The organism is Phenylobacterium sp. (assembly GCF_031412415.1).
Lineage (GTDB): Bacteria > Pseudomonadota > Alphaproteobacteria > Caulobacterales > Caulobacteraceae > Phenylobacterium.
Genome location: NZ_JANOCX010000085.1, coordinates 1 through 5,399 on the forward strand (window position 1 = coordinate 1; position 5,399 = coordinate 5,399).

7 protein-coding genes are annotated in these 5,399 nt (G+C 67.8%); 3 read left to right on the top strand and 4 right to left on the bottom strand.

Translation table 11 applies throughout. The features are described from left to right. On the bottom strand, positions 1-628 hold a 628-nt coding region (locus RMO04_RS04510), incomplete at its 3' end, for an AIR synthase related protein (RefSeq protein WP_309643600.1). A gap of 202 nt (positions 629-830) precedes the next feature. Here RMO04_RS04510 and RMO04_RS04515 point away from each other — a divergent pair. After that, the gene (locus RMO04_RS04515; RefSeq protein ID WP_309643601.1) at positions 831-1,013 is read left to right on the top strand and encodes a hypothetical protein; all 183 of its coding nucleotides are present in this window, start codon (positions 831-833) and stop codon (positions 1,011-1,013) included. A 78-nt stretch (positions 1,014-1,091) separates the two neighbouring features. Here the strand turns inward: RMO04_RS04515 and RMO04_RS04520 are convergent, their stop codons facing one another. From RMO04_RS04520 to RMO04_RS04530, 3 genes are read right to left on the bottom strand one after another with little or no spacing between them, the layout of a single operon-like run. Beyond that, positions 1,092-2,030 (bottom strand): M56 family metallopeptidase, encoded by a 939-nt coding sequence (locus RMO04_RS04520; protein WP_309643602.1) that lies wholly within the window; start codon positions 2,028-2,030, stop codon positions 1,092-1,094. Then, positions 2,023-2,388, bottom strand: a complete 366-nt coding sequence (locus RMO04_RS04525) for a BlaI/MecI/CopY family transcriptional regulator (protein ID WP_309643606.1) — start codon at positions 2,386-2,388, stop codon at positions 2,023-2,025. The genes RMO04_RS04520 and RMO04_RS04525 overlap by 8 nt, the downstream gene beginning before the upstream one ends. A gap of 52 nt (positions 2,389-2,440) precedes the next feature. After that, positions 2,441-3,370: a LysR family transcriptional regulator gene (locus RMO04_RS04530; RefSeq protein ID WP_309643603.1), complete on the bottom strand. Its 930-nt coding sequence runs from the start codon at positions 3,368-3,370 to the stop codon at positions 2,441-2,443. A gap of 98 nt (positions 3,371-3,468) precedes the next feature. Here RMO04_RS04530 and RMO04_RS04535 point away from each other — a divergent pair, with 98 nt between their 5' ends. Together RMO04_RS04535 and RMO04_RS04540 are read left to right on the top strand one after the other, a co-directional pair. Then, positions 3,469-4,527, top strand: a complete 1,059-nt coding sequence (locus RMO04_RS04535; RefSeq protein WP_309643604.1) for an SDR family oxidoreductase — start codon at positions 3,469-3,471, stop codon at positions 4,525-4,527. Positions 4,528-4,621: 94 nt separating this feature from the next. Next, positions 4,622-5,399, top strand: a 778-nt coding sequence (locus tag RMO04_RS04540; RefSeq protein WP_309643605.1) for an AraC family transcriptional regulator, incomplete at its 3' end; no start/stop codon positions are given.

Below are 5,399 nucleotides of genomic sequence, written 5' to 3' on the forward strand. Positions count from 1 at the left end.
CGAAGTAGACCACCGCCAGGCCGGCCGACGGCGCGGCGGAGTAGAAGATCTTGTCGGCGTCGGCCAGGCCCACGCACATGGCGTTGACCAGGATGTTGCCGTCGTAGCCCCTATGAAAATTGGTCTCGCCGGCCACGGTGGGCACGCCCACGCAATTGCCGTAGCCGCCGATGCCGGCGACGACGCCCGAGACCAATCGCTTGGTCTTGGGATGGCTGGGATCGCCGAACCGCAGGGCGTTCAACAGGGCGATGGGCCGCGCCCCCATGGTGAAGACGTCGCGCATGATGCCGCCCACGCCCGTGGCCGCGCCCTGGTAGGGCTCGATGTAGGAGGGGTGGTTGTGGCTCTCCATCTTGAAGATGCAGGCTTGACCGTCGCCGATGTCCACAACCCCGGCGTTCTCGCCCGGGCCGCAGATCACCCGGGGACCGGTGGTCGGGAACTTGCCCAGGTGGATCTTGCTGGACTTGTACGAACAGTGCTCGGACCACATGACCGAGAACACCCCCAGTTCCACGGGGCTCGGCTCGCGGTTCAGGCGCTGGAGGATGACGTCGTATTCCTCCGACTTCAGGCCGTACTCGGCGGCGGTCTGGCGAAGGGTCTTGGCAGGCTGTGGGCTCATGGCGCGCCTTCTACCCGGACTCGACGTTTCGCGCGATAGGGCGATCAGCCGGTCAGCGCGTTGCGGCGTCGCAGGGTCCGGGCCGAGAGCTACGCCGGAATCACGTGAGGTTGATCAGCTTCACCGCGGAACATCGGTTGGGCGGACGGATTGCCTCTGCGTCCCGGCGCCATCGCGGCGCGAAGCAGAACATGGAGACCACATGGGCGACGAACAGAACCGCGATCCGCAGCAGCAGCAGAACATCCCCCAACAGCAGAACCCGGGCCAGCAGCAACAGCAGGACCAGGACCCGGATCGCCAAGGCCAAGATCAGCCCGAAAGGGTCGAGATCGAGGACGACGAAGAAGAAGGCGACGACGGGCGAGACCGGCTGGATCGCTAACCCACTGTCCAGATCGAAACGAGGCCGACGCCGAAAGGCGCCGGCCTTTTCGTTGGCCGGGACCGGCGAGCGCTGGGCCTAGCGCTTCGGCTGCTTGAAAGCCGCCATTTGGGCGGGCGTCAGCGTCATCATGACCACGGCGGACCGGCGCTGGGTCAGGGCCTCGCGCGTCGGCTGGTCCACCCAGTGTTGGCGCGCCGGCGAGGGCGGCTGGGCGGACCAGGCGCCGAACGCCGTGGCGCCCGAGAGCGCCGCCACCGTCGCGACGCCAATCATCGTGCGCCAGGCCGAGGGACGGGGCCGCTTCAGCATGTCGATGCGCACCTCCAGCGGGTGCGGTGACGGCGCCGGCCAGTAGCATCCAAAGGGCAGCGGCGCGTTCTCGAGCTGGGTCTTCAGCATGGTCTGGGCATAGCGCCGCCGCTCGCCCGGCCGTCGCGCCATCACCGTGGCGTCGCAGGCCAGCTCCTGGTCCAAACGCACGTGATGGGCGGCGAGGTGGGCCAGGGGATTGAACCAGTTGATCGCCTGGGCCAGGGCGACCCCGGCGTTGACCCTCGGGTCGCCGCGATCGATGTGGGCCCGTTCATGCGCCCGGATCAGGGACCGTTCCTCCGGCGTGAAACGTAGGTCGTGATCGGCGGGCGTGACGATGCGGGGGGCGATGAAGCCCACCACCGCCGGGCCCGCCGCGCCGGCCTTGGCGCGACGCAGGAACCGGTGCTGGCCGAGCGCCAGAACAGCCAGCATGGCGACGACGCCGGCGAGCCATACGTGAGCGATCACGGGGGGCGGCTGGGTCAAGTTCGGGAGGATCAGCGCTTGCGCAGGGGCCTGGGCGGCCTCGGCGGCGGGCAGCAGGCTCGCCACGAAGGCCAGAGGCGCGATCAGCCAGAGGCGATAGGCGATCTCGGCGCCGAACAGCCGCCGGGCGGGCAGGCGCAGGACGAAGACCAGGGTGATCGCCAGGCTGGCCACGAGATTGGCCCGCACCAGAACGCTCACCACGTCAGTCATCGTCGAGGTCCTCGATCAGCTTCTTCAGGCGCGCGATCTCGGCGGGCTTGAGCGCGCGGTGCTTAGCGAAGTGGGCGACCAGCGGAGCGAGTTCGCCGTTGAACAGGCGGTCCAGCAGGTCTTGGCTCTCGGCCTGCAGATAGTGCTCGCGCGCCACCAGCGGCCGGTACTGGTGGCGACCGTCGACCCGCTCGGACTTGATGGCCTTCTTCTTCAGCAAGCGATTGATCAGGGTCTTCACGGTCGCCTCGCCCCAGGCCTGGCGCGCGGTCACCTCGGCGACGATGGAGTCGGCGCCCCGCGGGCTGTCGCGCCAAAGCGCGTCCATGACCTGACTTTCGGCCTCGGTGATGCGGATCGCCATCTTACACCTGTAGCTCAAGTCGAAATTACGCGGGTAAACCACGCTGTCAAGGGACGCCGAGGCCCAGTTCGTTCAGTCGCTCGTCCAGGCCGCGCAGGAAAACGGTCAGATGGTCGGCCAGGGCGGTGACCCGTCGCGGGCGGCCGCGGCCGGGCGGGAAGACCAGTTGCAGGTCGACGTCGTGGGGGCAGAAGGCGGTCAGCAGAGGTTCCAGCCGGCCTGCCGCGATGTCGTCGGCGACGTCCCAGGCCGACTTCAAAGCGACTCCGCGGCCCTCCAGCGCCCAGCGGCGCAGCAAGTCGCCGTCATTGGCGTCTCTGTCACCGGAGACCTTGACCGTGATCGCCGCCCCGTCGACCTGGAACGGCCATAGGTCGAACCGTCCGCCGGCGCGCAACAGGGTCATGCAGTTGTGCCCGACCAACGCGTTGGGTCGCGCTGGCCGCCCAAGGCGATCCAGATAGGCGGGCGAGGCGACGGGAAATCGCCGATGGGTGGCGATCCGGCGCAGGGCCAGGCCGCTGTCGGGCAGGCGGCCGTAGCGGACCGCGATATCGACACCGCTTTCGGTCAGGTCCAGGGCGGTGTCCGACAGCATGAGGCTCACGGAGACCGCCGGATTTCGCGCGAGGAATTCGTCGATCGCCGCCGCGAGATGGCTGCGGCCGAGGTCCTGCGGCGCGGAGACCCGAACCGCGCCCTTCAGGCCGCCCTGTTCGCCACAGATCTGCTCGTGCAGGTCGTCGACCTGCGCCAGCACGCGCCGCGCGGTCTCGTAGAACTGGTCCCCGGCCTCGGTGAGTTGCAGCCGTCGCGTTGTTCGCCGGAGAAGCGACGTCCCCATGGAGCGTTCCAGGGCCGAGAGCCGCAGCGACACCGCGCCGGGTGACAGACCCATCTCCCGCGCCGCCAGGGTCAGGGAACCGCGATCCACGATCAGGACCAGCAATCGAAGGTCGGACAGGCGATCAAGCATTCATTAGAATAGCAAATAAATGGCTTTCGATATCGCGCATTTAGTGAGGCTCACATCAGGTCCATCTCCGGCGCCGCAAGCCACGGATGGAGTTCGCAATGAGTCTGCAAAAGAAGGTCGCCCTGGTTGTCGGGGCCAACGGCGTGATCGGCGGCAACCTGGTTCGTCACTTGGCCGGCCTGGACGACTGGGACGTCATCGGCCTGTCGCGGCGGGGTGCGGAGGACGCTGGGAACGTCCGCTATGTCGCCGTTGATCTGCTGGATGCGGCCGATGCTCGCGACACGCTTTCGGCCCTGACGGATGTCACCCACATCTTCTACGCCGCCTACCAGGATCGCCCGACCTGGGCAGAGCTGGTGGCGCCGAACCTCGCCATGTTGACCCATGTGGTCGATGCGATCGAGCCGGTCGCGAAGGGCTTGGCTCACGTCAGCCTGATGCAGGGCTACAAGGTCTACGGCGCGCACCTGGGCCCCTTCAAGACCCCGGCGCGGGAGAGCGACGCCGACCACATGCCGCCCGAGTTCAACATCGATCAACAGGCGTTCCTGACGCGCCGCCAGATCGGCAAGAGTTGGACCTGGTCGGCGCTGCGACCTTCGGTGGTTTGCGGGCTGGCGACCGGCATTCCCATGAACCTGACCATGGTCCTGGCGATCTACGCCTCGATGTCGAAAGAGCTCGGCCTTCCACTGCGCTTTCCCGGCAAGCCCGGCGCCTATCACAGCCTGCTGGAGATGACGGACGCCGGACTACTGGCGCGCGCCACGGTCTGGGCGGCGACCGACCCGGCCTGCGCCAACCAGGCCTTCAACATCACCAATGGCGACCTGTTTCGCTGGAGCGAGCTGTGGCCGAAGATCGCCAGGGCCTTCGACCTGGAGGTCGCGCCGCCGCTGCCGATGTCCCTGGCCACGGTCATGGCCGACAAGGCGCCGCTGTGGGCGGCCATGGTCGAGCGTCACGGCCTAGCGCCGCTGGCCTATTCTGAGGTGTCGTCCTGGACCTTCGGCGACGCGGTGTTCTCCTGGAACTACGACATGTTCGGCGACGGCTCGAAGGCCCGCCGCTTCGGGTTTCACGAGTTCGTGGACACCGAGGCCATGTTCCTGGAATTGTTCGAGGAATATCGCCGCCAGCGGATCATTCCCTGAGCGGCAACGCAAGAATCGCCAAGTTCTGGACCCCGCCACGTGCTAGGTTTGGACAATGGCGGTACGGACAGTTCTGGGAACAGGGTCGATCGAAGTGGTCGACTATCGGTGCGAGGCTGGTCCTTCGGCCGCGCCCTTCGCCGAGTTCCACGACGCCACCTGTGTTTCCTACGTGCGCAAGGGCAGCTTCGGCTATCGCCTGGGCGGCAAGACCTTCGAAATGGTCGCGGGCTCGACGGTCATCGGCCAGTCGGGCGACGACTATGTCTGCACCCACGACCATCAATGCGGCGACGAGTGCCTGGCATTCCGGTTGTCGCCGGCGCTGATCGAGGCCCTGGGCGGATCGGCCGAGGTCTGGCGCACCGGTGGCGTCGCGCCGCTGCCCGAACTGATCGTGCTGGGCGAACTCGCCCAATCCGCCGCCGAGGGTCGGTCCGACGTGGGGCTAGACGAGGCGGGCATGTTGTATGCCGCGCGCTTCGTCTCGGTCGTCACCGGCCAGCGCCGGGCGCCGCCCCAGGCGGTGGGTCGCGATCGTCGGCGGGCGGTGGAGGCCGCCCTCTGGATCGACGCCAACGCCCATGAACAGGTCGATCTCGACGGCGCGGCTCGGGAGGCGGGCCTGAGCCCGTTCCACTTCCTGCGACTGTTCGCCAAGGTGCTGGGGGTGACGCCGCACCAGTACCTGGTCCGCTCGCGGCTACGCCGCGCCGCGAGGATGCTGGCCCAGGACCAGGGCTCGATCAGCGACGTGGCCTATGATGTCGGCTTCGGCGACCTGTCCAACTTCGTGCGGACCTTCGGGCGCGCGGCGGGCGTGTCGCCCCGCGCATTACGCAAGGCCGCCCCCCGCGACCGCAAGAAACACC